20 protein-coding genes are annotated in these 18413 nt (G+C 71.4%); 11 read left to right on the plus strand and 9 right to left on the minus strand.

From position 1 onward, the window contains the following. Positions 1-16 precede the first annotated feature (16 nt). The gene (locus FHU34_RS22995; RefSeq protein ID WP_145783901.1) at positions 17-562 is read left to right on the plus strand and encodes a superantigen-like protein SSL4; all 546 of its coding nucleotides are present in this window, start codon (positions 17-19) and stop codon (positions 560-562) included. Positions 563-588: 26 nt separating this feature from the next. Here the strand turns inward: FHU34_RS22995 and FHU34_RS23000 are convergent, their stop codons facing one another. Then, positions 589-1974: a serine/threonine-protein kinase gene (locus tag FHU34_RS23000; RefSeq protein WP_145783903.1), complete on the minus strand. Its 1386-nt coding sequence runs from the start codon at positions 1972-1974 to the stop codon at positions 589-591. Positions 1975-2096: 122 nt separating this feature from the next. Between FHU34_RS23000 and FHU34_RS23005 the strand changes: the two genes are divergently transcribed. The 8 genes from FHU34_RS23005 (at position 2097) to FHU34_RS23040 (ending at position 10329) form a co-directional block, all read left to right on the plus strand. After that, positions 2097-2666, plus strand: a complete 570-nt coding sequence (locus FHU34_RS23005; RefSeq protein ID WP_145783905.1) for a hypothetical protein — start codon at positions 2097-2099, stop codon at positions 2664-2666. A 242-nt stretch (positions 2667-2908) separates the two neighbouring features. Further along, positions 2909-3250 (plus strand): PadR family transcriptional regulator, encoded by a 342-nt coding sequence (locus FHU34_RS23010; RefSeq protein ID WP_088990384.1) that lies wholly within the window; start codon positions 2909-2911, stop codon positions 3248-3250. Beyond that, positions 3247-4194 carry a permease prefix domain 1-containing protein gene (locus tag FHU34_RS23015; protein WP_145783908.1) on the plus strand — a complete coding sequence of 316 codons (948 nt, stop codon included), beginning with the start codon at positions 3247-3249 and terminating at the stop codon, positions 4192-4194. Before FHU34_RS23010 ends, FHU34_RS23015 begins: the two co-directional genes overlap by 4 nt. Positions 4195-4313: 119 nt before the next feature. Next, complete coding sequence (locus FHU34_RS23020; RefSeq protein ID WP_145783910.1) at positions 4314-5639, plus strand: sensor histidine kinase; 1326 nt, start codon at positions 4314-4316, stop codon at positions 5637-5639. After that, positions 5636-6331 carry a response regulator gene (locus FHU34_RS23025; RefSeq protein WP_145783912.1) on the plus strand — a complete coding sequence of 232 codons (696 nt, stop codon included), beginning with the start codon at positions 5636-5638 and terminating at the stop codon, positions 6329-6331. Before FHU34_RS23020 ends, FHU34_RS23025 begins: the two co-directional genes overlap by 4 nt. Positions 6332-6411: 80 nt before the next feature. Beyond that, positions 6412-7305 carry an ABC transporter ATP-binding protein gene (locus FHU34_RS23030; protein WP_145783914.1) on the plus strand — a complete coding sequence of 298 codons (894 nt, stop codon included), beginning with the start codon at positions 6412-6414 and terminating at the stop codon, positions 7303-7305. Then, positions 7302-8363 (plus strand): ABC transporter permease, encoded by a 1062-nt coding sequence (locus FHU34_RS23035; protein WP_145783916.1) that lies wholly within the window; start codon positions 7302-7304, stop codon positions 8361-8363. Before FHU34_RS23030 ends, FHU34_RS23035 begins: the two co-directional genes overlap by 4 nt. Positions 8364-8538: 175 nt before the next feature. Further along, positions 8539-10329: a carbohydrate binding domain-containing protein gene (locus FHU34_RS23040; RefSeq protein WP_145783918.1), complete on the plus strand. Its 1791-nt coding sequence runs from the start codon at positions 8539-8541 to the stop codon at positions 10327-10329. A 76-nt stretch (positions 10330-10405) separates the two neighbouring features. Here FHU34_RS23040 and FHU34_RS33090 read toward each other — a convergent pair whose 3' ends face one another. Then, on the minus strand, positions 10406-11506 hold the full coding sequence (locus tag FHU34_RS33090) for a peptidoglycan-binding protein (protein ID WP_167524887.1): 1101 nt from the start codon (positions 11504-11506) through the stop codon (positions 10406-10408). A gap of 250 nt (positions 11507-11756) precedes the next feature. Between FHU34_RS33090 and FHU34_RS23055 the strand changes: the two genes are divergently transcribed. Next, positions 11757-12848, plus strand: coding sequence for an RICIN domain-containing protein (locus tag FHU34_RS23055; RefSeq protein ID WP_145783923.1), 1092 nt, complete (start codon positions 11757-11759; stop codon positions 12846-12848). 12 nt (positions 12849-12860) lie between these two features. Here FHU34_RS23055 and FHU34_RS23060 read toward each other — a convergent pair whose 3' ends face one another. The 3 genes from FHU34_RS23060 to FHU34_RS23070 form a co-directional block, all read right to left on the minus strand. Beyond that, positions 12861-13487, minus strand: a complete 627-nt coding sequence (locus FHU34_RS23060; protein WP_244311801.1) for a ribonuclease FAU-1 family protein — start codon at positions 13485-13487, stop codon at positions 12861-12863. Between the two features lie 66 nt (positions 13488-13553). Then, positions 13554-13877, minus strand: a complete 324-nt coding sequence (locus tag FHU34_RS23065; protein ID WP_145783925.1) for a nuclear transport factor 2 family protein — start codon at positions 13875-13877, stop codon at positions 13554-13556. Between the two features lie 59 nt (positions 13878-13936). Beyond that, positions 13937-14767, minus strand: coding sequence for an SDR family NAD(P)-dependent oxidoreductase (locus tag FHU34_RS23070; protein WP_145783927.1), 831 nt, complete (start codon positions 14765-14767; stop codon positions 13937-13939). A 58-nt stretch (positions 14768-14825) separates the two neighbouring features. On the opposite strand from FHU34_RS23070, the gene FHU34_RS23075 reads away from it, so the two are divergent. Continuing rightward, positions 14826-15482 carry a TetR/AcrR family transcriptional regulator gene (locus FHU34_RS23075; RefSeq protein ID WP_145783930.1) on the plus strand — a complete coding sequence of 219 codons (657 nt, stop codon included), beginning with the start codon at positions 14826-14828 and terminating at the stop codon, positions 15480-15482. 91 nt (positions 15483-15573) lie between these two features. Here FHU34_RS23075 and FHU34_RS34295 read toward each other — a convergent pair whose 3' ends face one another. The 4 genes from FHU34_RS34295 to pdxS form a co-directional block, all read right to left on the minus strand. Then, positions 15574-15702: a DUF397 domain-containing protein gene (locus FHU34_RS34295; RefSeq protein ID WP_145785761.1), complete on the minus strand. Its 129-nt coding sequence runs from the start codon at positions 15700-15702 to the stop codon at positions 15574-15576. A 122-nt stretch (positions 15703-15824) separates the two neighbouring features. After that, positions 15825-16577 carry a YebC/PmpR family DNA-binding transcriptional regulator gene (locus FHU34_RS23085; protein ID WP_145783932.1) on the minus strand — a complete coding sequence of 251 codons (753 nt, stop codon included), beginning with the start codon at positions 16575-16577 and terminating at the stop codon, positions 15825-15827. Between the two features lie 259 nt (positions 16578-16836). Next, positions 16837-17439, minus strand: a complete 603-nt coding sequence (gene pdxT / locus FHU34_RS23090) for a pyridoxal 5'-phosphate synthase glutaminase subunit PdxT (RefSeq protein ID WP_145785762.1) — start codon at positions 17437-17439, stop codon at positions 16837-16839. Positions 17440-17447: 8 nt separating this feature from the next. Further along, entirely contained in the window at positions 17448-18365 is a 918-nt protein-coding gene (gene pdxS / locus FHU34_RS23095; protein ID WP_145783934.1) for a pyridoxal 5'-phosphate synthase lyase subunit PdxS, read from the minus strand. Positions 18366-18413 lie beyond the last annotated feature (48 nt).

Below are 18413 nucleotides of genomic sequence, written 5' to 3' on the forward strand. Positions count from 1 at the left end.
GGAAGGGGGCTGGGTGATGCCGCTCCGCCGGGCCGTCGGCCGCGCCGTCACCGCTCTCGCGGCCACCGTGACGATCGCCGCCTGCGGCAGCGACGCGGTCTCGCCGCTGCCCGTACAGCCACCCGGGCCGTCCCCGTCGACGTCGGCGGTGGCGTCTGCACCCACACCGTCGGTGACGCCCGGCGCCAGCCGGTCACCAACTCGGCCGCCGCCGGCCGCCGAGCCGCCGGTGCCCCCCGCGCCGATCAGGACCCGGGGTACGCCACCGCGACCGACCCTGTCACCGACCACGCCGACCAGCAGTTGCCTCGGCGCGGTCCGCTACGACCTGCCGGTGGCCGACACCGAACTGGAGCTGCTGCGGTCGCTCTGCTTCGCCACCGGCGCGGTGCTGCGGATCCAGGGAATCGGGCCCGGTCTGGTCACCGTGGACCGGCCGGAGCTGGTCTCGCAGCACTACGAGGCCGGGGTGGTGGACATCCGGTTCGTCCGACCCGGCACCGTCGCCGTCACGATCCCCAAGGACGACCGCGCGCACACCATCACCGTGGTGGTTCGTTAGCGCGCCGCCGGTCTGCCGGACCGTACCTACCCGACCCGCACTCCGGCGAGGACGGCGTCCACGAACTCGGGGGCGGCGTGCTCCGGTGGCACGATCTGCACGTACACCAGAGCGGCCCGGCCGGGATGCAGGCCGGCGGATTCGACGATCCGCGGCCGACCCTGGTCGCAGCGGTACGCCACCACCGTCCACTCGACGCCCGCCTGGCGGGTGGTGCGAGCCGGGGCGGGTGTGCAGTCCCCGTGCGTCCGCTCGGCCAGGAACCCGGCCGGTGTGGTGCGGACCGCCGTGGCGGCGGAGAGGCCGACGAACGCGCCGGGCAGCCGGGGGTCGGCGGCCCAGCGGCGGGGTTGCGGCGACATCACCAGCGCCGGTTCCGGTTCGCCGCCGGCATCGAACTGGCCGGCCCAGGTGGTTCCCGTGGCCGACCAGCCTGCCGGCAACGCCACGGTGAGCGGCCCGGTGGTGTACGTGCCGACGACCGGTCGACCCGACCCGGCACCGCCGGGCTCGGCACCCACCCCACCCACCACGAGGGCGGTCGCGACGACGGCCCCGGCCAGCCGCGACAGGTACGGGCGGCGGCGGGTCGTACCGAGCACCCGCTCCACCGCAGCGCGGGCGCGGGCGCGGGCCAGCGCGTCGTGCAGCGCCGAGGCGTCCGGGTAACGGTTGGCCGGTTGGTACGCGGTGGCCCGGACGAGCACCGCCGCGACTGCGGCGGGCACGCCTTCGCGTAGTCGGATCTCCGCGGGGCGTCGAGGCGGTTCGGTGCCGGCCGGCGAGCCGGCGGCCAGCAGTCGGATGCCGAGCCGGCCGAGCCCGTACACGTCGGCGCGGGTGTCGACCACCGCGCCCGGGTCGTCCTGCTCCGGGGCCATGTACCCGGGGGTGCCGGCCCGGGCGGTCAGCCCGGAGGCGGCGGCGAGCGCCTTCGCGAGGCCGAGGTCGGCGATCAGCACCTGTTCGGCGTCCGGGCCGACGGAGCGGAACAGGATGTTGCCCGGGGTGAGGTCACGGTGCACGACGCCGTTTCGGTGCAGTACGGCGACGCCGGCGCAGATCTCACCGAGCAGCCGCAGCGCCGAGGACGCGGGGATCTCGCCGCCGGCCAGGCGGTCCCGCAGGCTCCCCCGATCCGCCCACGCCAGGACCGCGTACGGGCGACCGTCGGGCAACTCACCGACGGTGTGCACCCGGATGAGTCGCTCGTGTTCCAGCCGGCGCAGCAACCGGGCCTCGTCCAGGAAGCGTTCCCGCACCCGCAGGTCGTGGCTCCAGTTCTCGGCCAACACCTTGATCGCGACGCGGGTGTCGAGGACCTGGTCGTAGCCCAGCCAGACCGTCGCGAACGACCCGACGCCGAGCAGTCGCTCGACGGCGTAGGGCCCGATCCGCAGCGGAGCCGTCACGGTGTCACCCCCGGTGGGCGTCTCTCTGCACAGTAGACCGGGCCGGACGTGAACCTCACGAACCGTTGGCTCCGGCGCGGTGACTAACAGGGCAGGACACCTCGTCACCGAAGGAGAACGCCATGAAACGTCCCTCGATCCTCTTCACCGCCGCCCTGCTGACGCTCGGCACGCTCGTCCCGGCCACCGTCGCCGGCCCGGCAGCGGCGGCAGCTCCGGTCGGCGCCCCGCCGACCGCGGTGCACCACCACCCGCAGGTGCTCGGCGTCGGCGGCGCCGGGGCGTACCGGATCGGTGCCAGCCTGGCGGCGCTCACCGCGGCCGGGCACATCGACTGGACCGCGCCGGCCTGCGGTGGGGTGGTGCACGCCGGCGCGACCGGCTCCTGGGCCGGTGTGCTCCTGCTGGCCTTCCGCGACGGCCGGCTGGTGGAGGTCGGTACGGCCACCGTGCCGCCCTACTCCCCCGCCGGGGCGTCGGTCGGCATGTCCTTCGCCGAACTGGAGGACATCTACGGGCTGCGGGGTTCGCTGATCCGCAACGACGCGGGGGACGCCGAGGCGTACCTGGTGCGGGTCGGCTCGCGGGTGGAGCTGTTTACCGGGCACCCGATCCGGCCTGGCGTCGGCTACTTCCAGGTCGGGCCGGCCAGCTTCGTCGAGCGCAACTTCCGGCAGGGCGCGGCCTGCTGACCAGGGCTTTCTGCGGGGCGTCCGGTGCGAGCCGGGCGCCCCGCGCCTCCTTTGCTCTGCTGCCCTTGAGGCACCACCCTGCGGCAACGCCCTGGCGCATCCGCAGCAGCAGAGCAAAGGGGGTGAACAACGGTCGCCGACGGGCGGGACGCGTAGGGCAGGCGGGTCGCGTTCGACACCCCTAGGAGACACAACGCTATCGCCGTAGACAACACTGTGTGCCACACAGTATGGTGTGACACATGGTTAGCGAGGACGTTCTACGGACGCACCTACAGGAGTTGCGTCGAGGCACCGTCGTGGTGGCCAGCCTGGTCGCGCTACGCCGACCTGACTACGGCTACGCACTGCTGCAACGGCTCACCGAACACGGCTTCCCGGTGGACGCCAACACCCTCTATCCGCTGCTGCGCCGCCTGGAGGACCAGGGGCTGCTGACCAGCGAGTGGAACACCGAGGAGAGCCGGCCGCGCAAGTTCTACCGGACCAGCGACGAGGGCGAGTCGATGCTGAGCCGGCTGCTCGACGACCTCGCCGCCGTGCAGACCTCCGTCACCGGGCTGATCCAAGGAGTGGACCGATGAACACCCTGACCGACCGCTACCTCGCCGCCACCCTGCGCTCGGTGCCCGCTCCGCGCCGCGACGAGATCGCCAGCGAGCTGCGCGCCTCCATCGACGACATGATCGAGGGTCGGACCGACGGCGGCCAGGACGCCACCACCGCCGAGCGGGAGGTGCTCACCGAGCTGGGCAACCCCGACGTGCTGGCCGCCCGGTACGCCGACCGCCGGCTGCAACTGATCGGCCCGACCTACTACCTGCTCTGGCTGCGACTGCTGAAGCTGTTGCTCAGCTTCATCCCGGCGCTCGTCGGCACGATCGTCACCATCGTGGAAGCCGCCGAGGGAAAGGGTTTCGGCGCGATCGGGCCGGGCCTCGTCGTGGCCATGCAGGTGGCCGTTCAGATCACCTTCTGGCTCACCCTGACCTTCGCCATCATCGAGCGCACCCAGACGGCCGTGGACCTGCCGGAGTGGACCGTCGACCAACTGCCCGACGCCCCGGTGCGCCGGGGCATCCCCCTCGCCGACACCATCGCGTCGGTGATCATGCTGGTGCTGACCATCGGCTACCTGCCGTTCCAGCACTACCAGTCCTGGGTCAGGGGCACCGACGGCGAGAACATCCCGATCCTCGACCCGGCCCTGTGGTCGTTCTGGCTGCCGGCGTTGATCGTGGTGCTGGTCGCCAGCGTGATCTTCGAGGTCGTGAAGTACCGGATCGGGCGCTGGACCTGGGCCCTGTTCGGCGTCAAGGCAGTGCTCAACCTGGCATTCTCGGTGCCGCTGGTGTGGCTGGCGCTCTCCGACCGGCTGCTCAACCCGGCCCTGGGCGAGCGGCTGAGCTGGGTGGCGGAGGCGGACAACCGGGACGGCATCGGGCTGGCCATCGCGCTGGGTACCGCCGCGATCGTGGTCTGGGACATGATCGACACCGCCCGTAAGACGCGCCAGCAGACGGCGTGAGCGACACCCGAGGCGGCCCGGCGCGTACCCCGCGTCGGGCCGCCGCCCGTCGGCGTGACCGTCGCGGCAGCCGCCCGCCCGGTCGGCGGGCGCGCAGACCGCCGTGGCATCGTTCCCGGATGACCGAGGCACCGCGAGAGGAATGGCGCCGCCCGGGCCCGACGGCCGAACAGCGCCGCAACGACCTCTGGATCGGGCTGGCGGTGACCGGGCTGGCGCTGGTCAGCCTCACGCTGGCCCGCAGCACGGGAGCGTTCCTCCTGGGCCCGCCGCCGTCCGGGCTGGAGCAGTTGTTCTGGACCGTCGCGGTGACGCTGCCGCTGATGTGGCGGCGGCGCTGGCCGGTCGCCATCCTGCTGGTTGTCGCTGTGGTGTTCATCGCCGCGCAGGCACGCTCGGCCCCGGAGACCCAGTTCTCCGCGTGGGCTCTGTTCTGCGCGCTCTACACCGCCGGCGCCTGGGGCAGGAATCACCAGCTGGCCCGCCGGCTACGGCTCGGCGTGATCGCCACGATGTTCGCCTGGCTGGGGGTCTACTACGCGGTGATGATCGACCACATTCCCCCCGATGCCTTCGACGAAGCTGTCGGTCCGGTGCCACCCGTGCTCGCCGCGATCGTCACCGGCGTGCTGGTCAACCTGCTGACGCTCGGTTTCGCGTACTTCTTCGGCGAGACCGCCTGGGTGTCCGCCCGGCGGGAACACGAACTGCGTACCCAGGCCGAGGACCTGCGCAGGTCCCAGGCCGAGGCCCGGGAACGGGCGGTGCTCGGCGAACGGGTCCGGATCGCCCGGGAACTGCACGACGTGGTCGCGCACCACGTGTCGGTGATGGGAGTGCAGGCGTCCGCCTGTCGCCGGGTGTTCGACCGCGACCAGGACAAGGCCCGCGCCGCGCTCGCCGCCATCGAGCAGAGCGCGCGCACCGCCGTCGACGAACTGCGTCGCATGCTCGGCGTGCTGCGGACCTCCACCGGCGCCGACGCCGCGCCGCCGGCCGCTGGCGGCGTCGAGCGGATCGGCGAGCTGGTCGAGCGGGCCCGCGTCGCCGGCCTGACGGCAACCCTCGGGGTGTACGGCGACGCTGTCGCGTTGCCCGAGTCGGTCTCGCAGGCGGCCTACCGGGTGACGCAGGAGGCGGTCACCAACACCCTGAAGCACGCCGGGGCGGACCTGTTGGACGTACGGGTCCGGTATCTGGCCCGGGAGGTGGAGGTCGACGTGACCGACGACGGACGGGCCGGCGGCCGGACCAACACCCAGGGTCTGGGGCTGATCGGGATGCGCGAACGGGTCACCGCCCACGACGGCGACCTGGAGGCCGGGCCGCGCGCCGGCGGCGGTTGGCGGGTACGCGCCCGCTTCCCGCTGGCCTCGGCGGCGGGCACGCGGCATCAGCCGGGCGACGAGCGACTCCTGGTCGCCGACGGGGAGGGCAGGGCATGAGCACCGCCGATCAGACGGTTCGGGTTCTTCTCGCCGACGACCAGCACCTCGTCCGCACCGGCTTCCGGGTCATCCTCGAGGTGGAGGACGACATCGAGGTGGTCGGCGAGGCCGCCGACGGCGAACGCGCCGTCAGCATGACCCGGGCCACCAGCCCCGACGTCGTACTCATGGATGTGGAGATGCCCGGGATGGACGGCCTGGAGGCCACCCGGCAGATCACCGCCGACGGGCCCGCTGCGCCCGCGGTGCTCATCCTCACGACGTTCGACCGCGACGACTACCTGTTCGCCGCGCTGCGGGCCGGGGCCAGTGGCTTCCTGCTCAAGAACGGCACGCCGGAGGAACTGGTCGAGGCGATCCGCGTGCTGGCCCGGGGTGACGGCCTGCTCGCCCCGGAGATCACCCGGCGGGTGATCTCCACGTTCGCCCGCCCCGGTGACCCGACGGGTACCGCCCACCGAGGCCCGGACGCCGACGCCGCGCTGGCCGAGCTGACGCCACGGGAACGCGAGGTGCTGGTGCTGCTCGCTGCCGGATCGAGCAACGCGGAGATCGCAGCGACCATCCACCTGGGCGAGGCGACGGTGAAGACGCACGTGAGCCGGGTGCTGGCCAAACTCGGCCTGCGCGACCGCGTGCAGGCGGTGGTGTTCGCCTACGAGAACGGGGTGGTCCGACCCGGGGGCTGACCGCCGTCCGCCGCGAGGCGGACCGCCCGCTCAGCCGCCGGACGGACGGCGGGCCGGCGTATTCGATCTAGCGTGGGTCCGTGACCAGAACGCTCCGCCTCGACGGTGTCGACCGCAGTTTCGGCGACCGGCAGGTGCTCAAGAACGTGTCCTTCGAGGTGACCGCCGGACGGATGACCGGCTTCGTGGGCGCCAACGGCGCCGGCAAGACCACCACCATGCGGATCATCCTGGGTGTGCTCTCTCCCGACGCCGGCGAGGTGAGCTGGGGTGACACGAAGCTGACCCGGCAGGACCGTCGACGCTTCGGCTACATGCCGGAGGAGCGGGGCCTCTACCCGAAGATGACCACCCGGGAGCAGGTGACCTACCTCGGCCGGCTGCACGGTCTGGACGCCGCCGCGGCACGACGGTCCACCGACACCCTGCTGGAACGGGTCGGGCTCGGTGAACGCGGTGACGACCTGCTGGAGACGCTGTCGCTGGGCAACCAGCAACGCGCCCAGATCGCCGCCGCGCTGGTGCACGACCCCGAGGTGCTGGTGCTCGACGAACCGTTCTCCGGCCTCGACCCGCTGGCCGTCGACACCGTCGTCACCGTGCTGCGGGAACGGGCCTCGGCCGGAGCGCCGGTGCTCTTCTCCAGCCACCAACTCGACGTCGTGGAACGCCTCTGCGACGACCTGGTGATCATCGGAGCCGGGGTGATCCGGGCCGCTGGCAGCCGACAGCAGCTACGCGACTCGTACACGATGCCGCGCTTCGAGCTGGTGGTGGCGAGCGACGCCGGCTGGGTCCGCGACCACCCCGGGGTGACGGTGGTCGAGTTGGACGGCCCGCGGGTGGTCTTCGACCTGCCCGCCGGCGCCGACGAGCAACAGGTGTTGCAGGCAGCCCTCGCCCGCGGCCCGGTCCGCGCCTTCCGCCCGGTCAGCCCCTCGCTCACCGAGATCTTCCGAGAGGTCACCCAGTGAACGTCACCCAGGCCACCCGGTTGGTCGCCGAACGCGAGATCCGGGTCAAGCTCCGCGACCGGACGTTCCTGTTCGGCACCCTGTTCTTCCTGCTGATCGCTGCGGCCGGCACCATCCTGCCGCCGCTGCTCTCCGGCGGCCCGGACAGCGTGGCCGTCACCCAGGAGGCCGCCGGCCCGCTGCGCGACGCCGGACTCGACGTCCGGGTCGTGGCCGACGACCGGGCCGCCGAGCAGGCCGTCCGCGACGGTGACGTGGACGCGGCTGTGGTCTCCGGCCCGAAGGTGCTCGCGATGGACGAGTCACCCACCGATGTGGTCCAGGCGCTGAGCAGCTCGCCGCCCGTGCAGTTGCTCGACCCGGACGCGGTCGACCCGGTGGTGGCGTTCCTGGTGCCGTTCGTCTTCGCGTTCGTCTTCTTCATCACCTCACAGACCTTCGGCCTGCAGATCGCGCAGAGCGTCACCGAGGAGAAGCAGACCCGGATCGTGGAGATCCTGGTCGCCGCCGTGCCGGTCCGGGCCCTGCTGGCCGGAAAAGTGGTGGCCGGCGCCATCCTGGCGTTCGCGCAGATCGCGCTCATCGCCGTGGTGGCGGTGATCGGCATGCAGATCGGCGACAGTGGCGGCCTGCTCGGCCTGCTCGCCCCGGCGATCGGCTGGTTCGTGCCGTTCTTCGTGATCGGTTTCGTGCTGCTCGCGGCGATGTGGGCGGCGGCCGGCGCACTGGCCAACCGGCAGGAGGACATCGCCGCGGTGTCGACGCCGGTGCAGCTCGCCGTCATGCTGCCGTTCTTCGCGGTGATCTTCCTGAACGACAACGACACCGCGATGCGGGTGCTGTCCTACCTGCCGTTCTCGTCGCCCACGGCCATGCCGCTGCGGCTGTTCACCGGCGACGCGGCCGGCTGGGAACCGTTCGTCTCGCTGGTCATCCTGGTGCTCGCCGCCGGCGCGTTCCTGGTCGCCGGTGCCCGGGTGTACGAGGGTTCGCTCCTGCGCACCAACGGCCGGACCTCCCTGCGTACCGCCTGGCGGGAGCGGGAGACGATCGGCTGAGCCGACGGTTCGCGCGCGGGCGCCGGTGTCCTGGTCGGACACCGGCGCCCGCCGCCGTACGGCACCGGTCCGAATACTGTTCGGCGGCTGCGAACAGGGCGAACGCTCCTACGGTGAGCCGATCCTCACGGCAACGACCTGGTCGTCGCCGGTTTTCGGACCGGAAAGGCTCTCGATGTCCCCACCGATCGACCCACGGCACCTCCGTCGTCTCCTCAGCGCGGTGCTCGCCGTCGTCCTCGCCAGCACCCTCGCCGCCCTCGTCCGGCCCACGCCGGCCGCCGCCGTCTCGGGTGACCTCATCCTCAACGGCACGTTCGACAACGGCAGCACCCAGCCCTGGTGGACCCGGCTCGCCTCGACCAGCACGACTGTCAACGCCGGGCAACTGCGCGTCCGCACCAGCGCGACGGTCGGCAAGCCCGTCTGGGAGGACCTGGTCGGCCACTTCGAGTTCGGCGTGACGGCGGCGCAACGGTACCGGTTGCAGTTCGACGCCACCGCCGACGTCAGCCGCTCGCTACGCGTCTCGGTCTCCCGGGCGGACACGCCCTTCACCTCCGCCGTCGACCAGAGCGTCGCGCTCACCCCGACGATGCGCCGGTTCACCTTCGACTTCGTGTCCCCGTTCGGTGACCCGAAGGCGGTACTCCTGTTCCACTTCGGTGGCCAGGCCGCCTCGACGGTCCGGTTGGACAACATCTCGCTCACCCCGCTGGCCGTCGACCCGGCCACCGACCCGATCCTGTACTGGAACGGCGTCCTCCTGGCCACGTACAAGGCTCTGGACCTGCCACCCACCACCTCGTCCCGCGAGGCCGCCATCCTGCACGCGGCGATGCACGACGCCGCCGTCTCGGTCACCGGCGTCGGCAGCCCCTATCGGGTACGAGTGCCGGTCAGCTACCCCGGCACCATGGACAACGTCGTGGCGCCGTCCCTGCACGCGGCCATCGACCGGGCCGCGTACGACGTGCTGACCGCCCTCTACGGCGGGCAGGGTCAGTCCTACTCCCAGGCTCTCGCCGGTGCCGTGGCGCTCCGGCCGTCCGGGGTGAACGCCGCCGAGGTCGCCCGGGGTGACACCGTCGGCGCGGCGGCGGCCACCGCCAACCTTCAGGCCCGCGCCAACGACGGCTCCGGCAACAACACGCCCTACCAGCTGGACGGCGTACCCGGGTCGTGGCGGCCGACCAACGGCAAGGCGGCGGTCAGCCCGAACTGGGGCCTGGTCACCCCGTTCGCGCTCACCTCCGGCCGGCAGTTCCGCCCCGGTCTACCGGCCGGGGCCACCGGGTACGCCGACCTGCTCGGCAGAGCGGAGTACTCCGCGCAGGTGCAGGAGATCCGCGACTACGGCGGTCGGACGCCGTCGCTGCGGACCCCCGAACAGACGCAGATCGCGTTCTTCTGGGCCAACGACCTGGGTGGTACCTACAAACCACCGGGTCAGCTGTTCGCGCACACCCGAATCGTGTCGGAGCAGCGCCAGCTCGGCATCCTGGCCAACGCCCGGCTCTTCGGCCTGGTCGCCTTGGCGCTCGCCGACGCCGCCATCGCCGCCTGGGACGCCAAGTACCAGACACCGATCGACCTGTGGCGGCCGGTGTCCGCCATCGAGGCGGCGGGCGGCGTCGGTTGGCAGCCGCTGTCACAGGATCGCGCCGGGGTCCCGTACACGCCGGCCTTCCCGGCCTACATCTCCGGGCACGCCACCTTCGCGGGGGCCTGGTCCGCCGTCATGAAGAGGTTCTTCGGCACCGACGCGATCGCCTTCGACGCGACCACCGACGATCCGCACGCGCAGGGCGTGGTCCGGCGCATGACCGGCTTCGACCACGCCGCCGAGGAGAACGCGCTCAGCCGGATCTACCTCGGTGTGCACTACCGGTTCGACGCGGACGCCGGACTCGCCACCGGACGCTCGGTGGGCGCGTACGTCTACGCCAACCTCCTGCGACCGTGAGTCGTCAGTCGGTGTAGCCCACGCGGGCTGCTCCCCGCCCGGCCCACGGGGGCGGGCGGGGAGCAGCACGTCTCGGTCACGGCAGCGGGGCGCAGTCCCAGTGCTCGAAGCTGGTGGTACGCGACCACACGTCCCGCGCGGCCCGGACGTTCCACACCGGATCGAGCGCGGTCCGACGGTCGACGCCGAGGCGGGACAACTCCACATCGCTGAACTGGAACACCCCCCAGCGCCGTGATCCGTCCGCGGCGATCTCCACCCGGTACGGGTCGAGCCCGGACAGGCACCGCGCCACCTGCACCGCTGCCGCCGGATCCTCCGGGAACGCCTTCCGCACGTACTTTCCGACCCGCTCCTCCGGCCACCTGGCCGCCACCAGATCGCCCGACAGTTCGTCGAGCATCCTGCCGTCGGCGGTGCCGCTGACCGGCAGGCCACCCAGTGCCTGGAAGGCGATCAGCCGACTGGTGGTGTCCGGGCCGAACCAGCCGTCCACCGGCACGAACAGTCCGCCCGCCACCAGACGTTCCTGGAGGCTCTGCACGCACGGGCCGTACATGCCCTGGCGCAGGACGACCGGGCAGTCGTCGGTCGGCGCGTCGTCCGTCGTGGGGTTGGCGCGCGGTAGCAGCGTCCCGGCCGCGCCGACCGTCAGCACGGCGAGCAGAGCTACCGCCGCCAGCCGGAGGCGTCGACGTGCCGGCCGGGGCACGTCGGGTGACACCAACTCCGGTGGGACCGGTCCGGCAGGCGGGGCCAGGTCCGCCGGTGGAGCCGGAGCGGCCGGCGGGGCCGGAGCGGCGGGCGGGGCCGGGTCTGCCGGCGGGGCTGGGTCGGCGGGCGGGGCCGTGGTGGTCCCCGTTTCCTGAATCGCGACGCGGTCCCGCTCGCTGAGGTGGGCCTCGATGTCGCGCCGCACCGTCAACCACCGCTCGACCTCGCCGGCCGTCGTACCGCAGGCCGCCAGCAACGCCACGACGGTACGTTCCCGGGGCAGGGTGCTCCGCCCCAGCATCGTGGCCAAGGTGCTCGGCGGAAGCCAGTGTCCGGTGGCCGAGGCCCGGCGGGAAACCTCCCGGTAGGTCAGGCCGGAGCGCCGACGGACGTCTCGGAGCAGCGCGACGTACTCCCCCGCAGTGGTCGCCTGCGGCGCCAGATCCAGGGCAGCGTCATCCATCGAATCCCCCAGGTCGTCGGTGTCGTCGGGTCCGGACCGGTGCCGGTCCGAACCCGTGGGCCGTACGCCGTCAGCGGCGCGGCCATCGAGGAAGACGCTAGAGAAGGCCGTCGGCCGGAACAATGGCCTGGCCGCCCCGGTGCAGTGTCCGCGCAGCTCAAGGCCACCTGTCCGGGTTTTGTCCGACCATCTCGGACAGTCGCTGGACCCCGGCTTGCCCCCGCTGCTGCACGGTCGGGAGAATCGGGCGATGTCCACGGGGGAACTACGACCGGACGAGGCGGCCGACCCGACCGAGTTCGTCGACCTGCTACGCCAACTCAAGGACCGGTCGCGGCTCACGTACCGCCAGTTGGAGCAACGCGCGGCGGCGGTCGGTGACGTGCTGGCCCGCAGCACGGCGGCGGACATCGTCCGTCGGAACACGCTGCCGCGACCCGAGGTGGTGGCCGCCTTCGTCCGGGCCTGCGGTGCCGGCGACGAAGTCGAGGCGTGGCTGCGGGCGCGGCACCGCCTCGCGGTGGGTGCCTACGCACCGGAGCCGCCCACGCCCGACCAGCCGTCCACGGACCGCACCGCGCCCGACCACCCGTCGCCCGACCGTCCGCCCGCCGAGGCCACGGTGCCGGGGGTGGTGGACGGGAGCGCGACCCGTTCGCGGTGGTTCACGCGGCCCGTGCCGCTGGCGCTGCCTCTCGTCGGCACCCTGCTGGTCGCGATCGGCGTCGGTGTCTGGATCCAGCGGCCCGATGACAAGCAGCGAAGGACACCGCTCGGCGAATCGACCACCTCGGCGAGCGCCGGCCCGGCATCCACACCGGACGGCGGCGCCGGCCCGTCGGCCACATCGGACGTCAGTGCCAGCCCGACGCTCGCGCCGAGCGCTCGGCTGAGCCAGATCCGGCCCGCCCGAAGTCCGCAGCTCTGTGTCACGGAGGGGCGGGATCGCACCGGCCAGTACCGGCACGAGGTGGCGGTTCAGCGGCCCTGCGCGGAGGCCACCCCGCCGGACACCTACCTGGAGCCGGTGTCGGACGGGGTGTACTTCATCAAGTGGAACCACCCGGCGCACGGGGTGGGGTGCCTCAGTGTCCGGGACGAGGATCCCGGGCGGAACATGCTCGAACCCGTGATCGACTGCTCCAGTGCCAAATCGTCCCGGCTGTTCCGGTTCGAGTCGACCGGATCGACGCCGACCTCGTACCGCATCCGGCCGGCCGGCGGCGACCTGTGCGTCGGCCTGCGCGACGACGACACCGAGGTCTCGGCCGAGGCGCTCGCCGAGCCGTGCACCAACGGAGCGGACCAGGTGTTCCTGGTCGACACACTGCCGGGCCGCTGAGCCGAGGGCCGCTCAGCGGGCCGGGGGCACCCGGTCCCAACCGACCGGCAGCGGCGGCGCGGACCAGGCCGGCTCAGGCTGCCATGTCGCCCACGCCGGGTCCCACCACCGTTCACCGGCGTCGAGCAGCGCGGCGATCCGGTCGCCCTCGGCCTGGATCGCGTCACCCATGCCCGGGTAGCGCCCCTCGACGAGGCGCTGGGCGAACAACTCCACGTCCTTCCAGACGTACCGGTCGGCGTCCGCACCCCACCACAGGTCCAGCTCGTGGTCCAGGGTGTCCACCCCGATCGGGGTACGCCGCACCGGATCCTGGAGGTTGAAGTACCAGCCGGCGAAGTCGCGACCCGGCCCCGTCCAGAACACGTCGACCGAGTGCGCCTCACCGGGGCGTTGCAGCATCAACTTGCCGTGGCCCGACCAGGAGCGGTGCCCGGCGGTCTCCCACGGGTGCCTCCCGCACGGGAAGGCACCGGCCGCCGGGAAGCCGAACTCGGCGCCCGGCGGGAGGTAGAGCGCGAGCAGGTCGGGCGAGTCCTCGACGCAGATCGTCGGGCAGGCGAACCACACCTCGCCGCGCAGCACCTCACGACGCACCACAGTGTCGCCGGGCGCGAACCGGTCCGCCACCACTGTCACCTCCGCACTCTCCCCACCGAGGTCTCAGGCCGGAGCAGCCCTCGGGCAGCCCCGGCCGATCACGAGTCAGACGGGCTCGATCGTGAGGTCGGTGACCTGGTCGTCCTTGATATCAAACACGAGGGCGAAGGACAGAGGCCCGCCGGGGAAGTCACCGTCCCCGGAGGCCACCAGCCGGTCGTCCGCGAACGAGGTCGGCGTGAGCACGACCTTGGGGTTGATCAGGTGCCCCTGGATCCACTCGCGGATCTCGGCCTCGCCGGCCCAGGTCTGCCCGTCATCGCGTACGGTGGCCCCGTCGCCGAAGACCGCGGCCAGCGCGTTCGCGTCGTGCGCGTTGGTGGCCGTGATGAAGGTGTCGACGGCCTTGGGCAGAGTGATGTCGTTCATTTCTGTTCTCCAGTTTTCTTGATTGTCAGGACGCGGGCGCGTGCTGGTATGGGCGTGCGTCAGAAGTCCGCCCCTCGGGAGAGCTTCTCGTTGGCGCGCAGCTCCGCGAGTGCGTTCTCATGCATCGCGACGACAACGTCGTAGCCGGAGTTGCCGAGCACGATCCGTTTCGGCGGAACGGGTGCGTTCATCGCGCTCATCACGGCCCGCACTCCGCGGACGGGGTCTCCTGCCTGCTTGCCGTCGTGGTCCACGAACGCCGCCTTGACGCTCTCGACCATCGGCACGTAGGCGTCGACGATCTCGTTGACGTCCTCGTTCTGGAAGTAGGCGAAGGCCTTGGTGCGGAATGCTCCCGGCTCCACGACGAGCACGCGCACACCGAACGGCTCAACTTCCTGGCGCAGTGTCTCCGACACTCCTTCGACCGCGAACTTCGCCGCCGCGTAGTAGCCAAACCCCAGTGCGCCGACGAGGCCTGCCACCGACGACATGTTCACGATCCAGCCGTTGCCGCGTGCCCGCATACCGGGCAGGACCGCGCGCACCATCTCGACCACGGCGAACAGGTTGAGGTCGAACGTTCGGCGGATCGTCTCGTCCGGGGCACCCTCGATCGAGCCGTACCAGCCACGACCCGCGCTGTTGACGAGCACGTCGATCCCGCCGAACCGCTCCTCGGCCGCCTTGACCGCCGCACGCACCTGGTCGGCATCGGTGACGTCGAGCTGGAGCACCAGCACACGGTCGCCGTGTGATTCAGCCCACTCTCGCAGTTCGGAGGGCCGACGCGAGGTCACCACCACCTGATCGCCCTGCTCCAGGGCAGCCTCCGCGTAGACCAGGCCGAACCCTCCGGGCGTCCCACCCGTGATGAACCAAGTCCTCATGGACTTCCCCCTTCGCTATATCAGCCAATGTAGCGCTACATGAGCTACCATAGCAAACATGCAGAACGCACGGGATCGACTCCTGCTCGCCGCGGCGGAGTTGTTGCAGGCCGGCGGCACGGTGTCCACTCGGGCGGTGTGCGAACGCGCCGGAGTACAGGCCCCCACGCTGTACCACCACTTCGGCAGCAAGCAGGGCCTGATCGACGCCGTGGTCAACCACGGCTTCACCCAGTACACAACTGTCGAGAGCTCTGGCAACCCGCTCGACGACCTACGCGAGGGCTGGGACAGACACGTGCAGTTCGGGCTGGAGCACCCGTCGTTCTACGGGCTGCTCTACGGCCGCGTCGAGCCGGGAAAGCCCTGCGTGGTCACCGCTCCCGCGCACGCCGCGTTGCGCGAGCGGTTCACCGACGCCGCCGCCCAGGGCCTGCTCACAGTGCCCGCGGACGACGCCGCCGAACAGGTGCTCGCCGCCAACGTCGGCATCACGCTCACCTTGATCAGCCAGCCGGAGCCGGACTTCGGGCTGTCCGAACGCGTCCGAGAGGCCGCGCTGGGTGGAGTCCTGCACACGCCCTCCACCGACGCCCCCGCGAGCCGCGCAAGCGCCGCACTGACGTTGCGTGCGCTGGTCGGCAACGACCCGGGTGACCTCACCCCTGGCGAACAGGCACTGCTTGGCGAGCTGCTGGACCGCCTGGCCCGCTAGGGGCTGCGGCGGAGTAGGTCAAAGCCGCTGGTTGATCACGGCGAGGCGCACGGAAGCCCTGACACTCATGCGTGTCAGGGCTTCTCGGTGATCAGCGTGCGGTGCCGATTCTCTTTGCCAGGCTGACGAGGCTCCGCCACGATGCCTGCCCGAAAGTCAGCGCTCCGCCGTCCGGGTTCTTGCTGTTTTCGCCGATGTTGGGGTATCCCGGGGCTCGGATACCGCGATGTCGCCGACTTGGTGTGGATCATGGCGGGTGGTTGGTCGTACCAAGGCGGAGGGGGCCGGTGACGGCCCCCTCCGTTGCGGTTTGGCGCCGGCTACCGTTGCGGGCTGCCGCCCTCAGGCGTCGACGGCCGCCATCACGTCGTCGCTGACGTCGAAGTTCGCGTAGACGTTCTGCACGTCGTCGCAGTCTTCCAGCACGTCGATCAGCTTGAAGACCTTACGCGCGCCCTCCTCGTCCAGCGGAATGTTCATGCTGGGGATGAGGGAGGACTCGGCCGACTCGTACTCGATGCCGGCGTCCTGCAGGGCGGTGCGGACCGCGATCAGGTCGGTCGGCTCGGACACCACCTCGTACGCCTCACCGAGGTCGTTGACCTCCTCGGCGCCGGCGTCGAGGACGGCCATCATCACGTCGTCCTCGCTGGTGCCCTCCTTGGGGACGATCACCACGCCCTTGCGGGAGAACATGTACGACACCGAGCCGGCGTCGGCCAGCGAGCCGCCGTTGCGGGTCAGCGCGGTGCGCACCTCGGTCGCCGCCCGGTTGCGGTTGTCGGTGAGGCACTCGATCAGCATCGCGACGCCGTTCGGGCCGTACCCCTCGTACATGATCGTCTGCCAGTCGGCGCCGCCGGCCTCCAGGCCTGAGCCGCGCTTGACGGCGCGATCGATGTTGTCGTTCGGCACCGAGCTCTTCTTCGCCTTCTGGATCGCGTCGAAGAGAGTCGGGTTACCGGAGGGGTCGCCGCCACCGGTGCGCGCGGCCACCTCGACGTTCTTGATCAGCTTGGCGAACATCTTGCCGCGCTTGGCGTCGATGACGGCCTTCTTGTGCTTGGTCGTCGCCCACTTTGAGTGGCCGGACATCTTCTACCTCCGTCTGTCATTCCACGCCTGCATCGACTGCCGCACCGACGACGCGCCGCATCGGGCGGTCCGGCGGCCGGTCGGCTCCGCGGGAATGCCGCGCCGGGCGACGGCCCTGCCGAACCGCGGCAATCTTACCGAGGTCACACCCGGGCGTGTCACATCCGGCACCCGCCGGGGTGCCGCTGGCGACCCGCAGGACAACCAGCCAGGGCCGGAGAACATGCCCGCCGTTCTGAGGGCGGCGCCGCCCGACCGCTCAGGCGGCCCGCACCAGGTCCACGAAGTACGCGTGCACCCGCAGGTCACCCGTTAACTCCGGGTGGAACGAGGTGGCCAGCAGGTTGCCCTGCCGGACCGCCACGATCCGGTCGGCGGCCGGACCACCGGTCACCGTGCCGATCACCTCGACACCGGCACCGACCCGCTCGACCCAGGGCGCCCGGATGAACACCGCGTGGAACGGCTCCCCCGGCACCCCGGTGATCTCCACCGGGGCCTCGAACGAGTCGACCTGCCGACCGAACGCGTTGCGCCGCACTGTCATGTCGATGCCGGCGAAGCCACGCTGGTCGGGTCGGCCGTCCAGCACCGCCGTGGCCAGCATGATCATGCCGGCGCAGGAACCGTAGACCGGCATGCCGTCGGCGATCCGCTTGTCGATCGGCTCGCGCATCTCGAAGATGTCGGTGAGCTTGCTGATGGTGGTGGACTCGCCCCCGGGAATCACCAGGCCGTCGACCGTGTCCAGCTCCGTCGGACGACGCACCGGGCGGGCGTCCGCACCCGCCGCGGCCAGCGCCGCCACGTGCTCGCGGACGTCCCCCTGAAGCGCGAGAACACCGATCACGGGTACGGCCATGGGTCCGGTCACCAGCCCCGCTCGGCCAGGCGGTGCGGCTGCGGGATCTCGTCGACGTTGATGCCGACCATGGCCTCGCCGAGACCACGGGAGACCTTCGCCAGCACATCCGGGTCGTCGTGGAAGGTGGTGGCCTTGACGATCGCTGCGGCCCGCTGGGCCGGGTTGCCGGCCTTGAAGATGCCCGAGCCGACGAAGACGCCCTCCGCACCGAGCTGCATCATCATCGCGGCGTCGGCCGGAGTGGCGATCCCACCGGCGGTGAACAGCACCACCGGCAACTTGCCGCTCTCGGCGACCTCCTTGACCAGCTCGTACGGGGCCTGCAGCTCCTTGGCCGCGACGTACAGCTCGTCGGCCGGCAGCGAGGACAGCCGACGGATCTCCTGGCGGATCTTGCGCATGTGGGTGGTGGCGTTGGAGACGTCACCGGTGCCCGCCTCACCCTTGGAGCGGATCATGGCCGCACCCTCGGTGATCCGGCGCAGAGCCTCGCCCAGGTTGGTCGCGCCACAGACGAAGGGCACCGTGAAGGCCCACTTGTCGATGTGGTTCGCGTAGTCGGCCGGGGTCAGCACCTCGGACTCGTCGACGTAGTCCACGCCGAGCGACTGGAGGATCTGCGCCTCCACGAAGTGGCCGATGCGGGCCTTGGCCATCACCGGGATGGAGACCGCCTCGATGATCCCGTCGATCATGTCGGGGTCACTCATCCGGGACACCCCACCCTGCGCGCGGATGTCGGCGGGCACCCGCTCCAGGGCCATCACCGCGACGGCGCCGGCGTCCTCAGCGATCTTGGCCTGCTCGGCGTTGACCACATCCATGATCACGCCGCCCTTCAGCATCTCGGCCATGCCACGCTTCACGCGGGCCGAGCCGACGACGGGGGCGGTACCGGTGTTCGAGGCGGTGTTTTCGGGCACGGGTCATCGCTCCTTGGACGGACTCTGGGGGGTGGCAGCAAAAATGCT

It is taken from the genome of Micromonospora taraxaci, assembly GCF_007830095.1.
Taxonomy (GTDB): Bacteria; Actinomycetota; Actinomycetes; order Mycobacteriales; family Micromonosporaceae; genus Micromonospora; species Micromonospora taraxaci.

What these genes read in the sequence shown, in the direction of transcription:
- FHU34_RS22995 (WP_145783901.1), top strand. Translation starts at nt 17, where the DNA reads ATGCCGCTCCGCCGGGCCGTCGGCCGCGCCGTCACCGCTCTCGCGGCC.
- FHU34_RS23005 (WP_145783905.1), top strand. Translation starts at nt 2,097, where the DNA reads ATGAAACGTCCCTCGATCCTCTTCACCGCCGCCCTGCTGACGCTCGGC.
- FHU34_RS23010 (WP_088990384.1), top strand. Translation starts at nt 2,909, where the DNA reads ATGGTTAGCGAGGACGTTCTACGGACGCACCTACAGGAGTTGCGTCGA.
- FHU34_RS23015 (WP_145783908.1), top strand. Translation starts at nt 3,247, where the DNA reads ATGAACACCCTGACCGACCGCTACCTCGCCGCCACCCTGCGCTCGGTG.
- FHU34_RS23020 (WP_145783910.1), top strand. Translation starts at nt 4,314, where the DNA reads ATGACCGAGGCACCGCGAGAGGAATGGCGCCGCCCGGGCCCGACGGCC.
- FHU34_RS23025 (WP_145783912.1), top strand. Translation starts at nt 5,636, where the DNA reads ATGAGCACCGCCGATCAGACGGTTCGGGTTCTTCTCGCCGACGACCAG.
- FHU34_RS23040 (WP_145783918.1), top strand. Translation starts at nt 8,539, where the DNA reads ATGTCCCCACCGATCGACCCACGGCACCTCCGTCGTCTCCTCAGCGCG.
- FHU34_RS33090 (WP_167524887.1), bottom strand. Translation starts at nt 11,506, where the DNA reads ATGGATGACGCTGCCCTGGATCTGGCGCCGCAGGCGACCACTGCGGGG.
- FHU34_RS23055 (WP_145783923.1), top strand. Translation starts at nt 11,757, where the DNA reads ATGTCCACGGGGGAACTACGACCGGACGAGGCGGCCGACCCGACCGAG.
- FHU34_RS23065 (WP_145783925.1), bottom strand. Translation starts at nt 13,877, where the DNA reads ATGAACGACATCACTCTGCCCAAGGCCGTCGACACCTTCATCACGGCC.
- FHU34_RS23070 (WP_145783927.1), bottom strand. Translation starts at nt 14,767, where the DNA reads ATGAGGACTTGGTTCATCACGGGTGGGACGCCCGGAGGGTTCGGCCTG.
- FHU34_RS23075 (WP_145783930.1), top strand. Translation starts at nt 14,826, where the DNA reads ATGCAGAACGCACGGGATCGACTCCTGCTCGCCGCGGCGGAGTTGTTG.
- FHU34_RS23085 (WP_145783932.1), bottom strand. Translation starts at nt 16,577, where the DNA reads ATGTCCGGCCACTCAAAGTGGGCGACGACCAAGCACAAGAAGGCCGTC.
- pdxT (WP_145785762.1), bottom strand. Translation starts at nt 17,439, where the DNA reads ATGGCCGTACCCGTGATCGGTGTTCTCGCGCTTCAGGGGGACGTCCGC.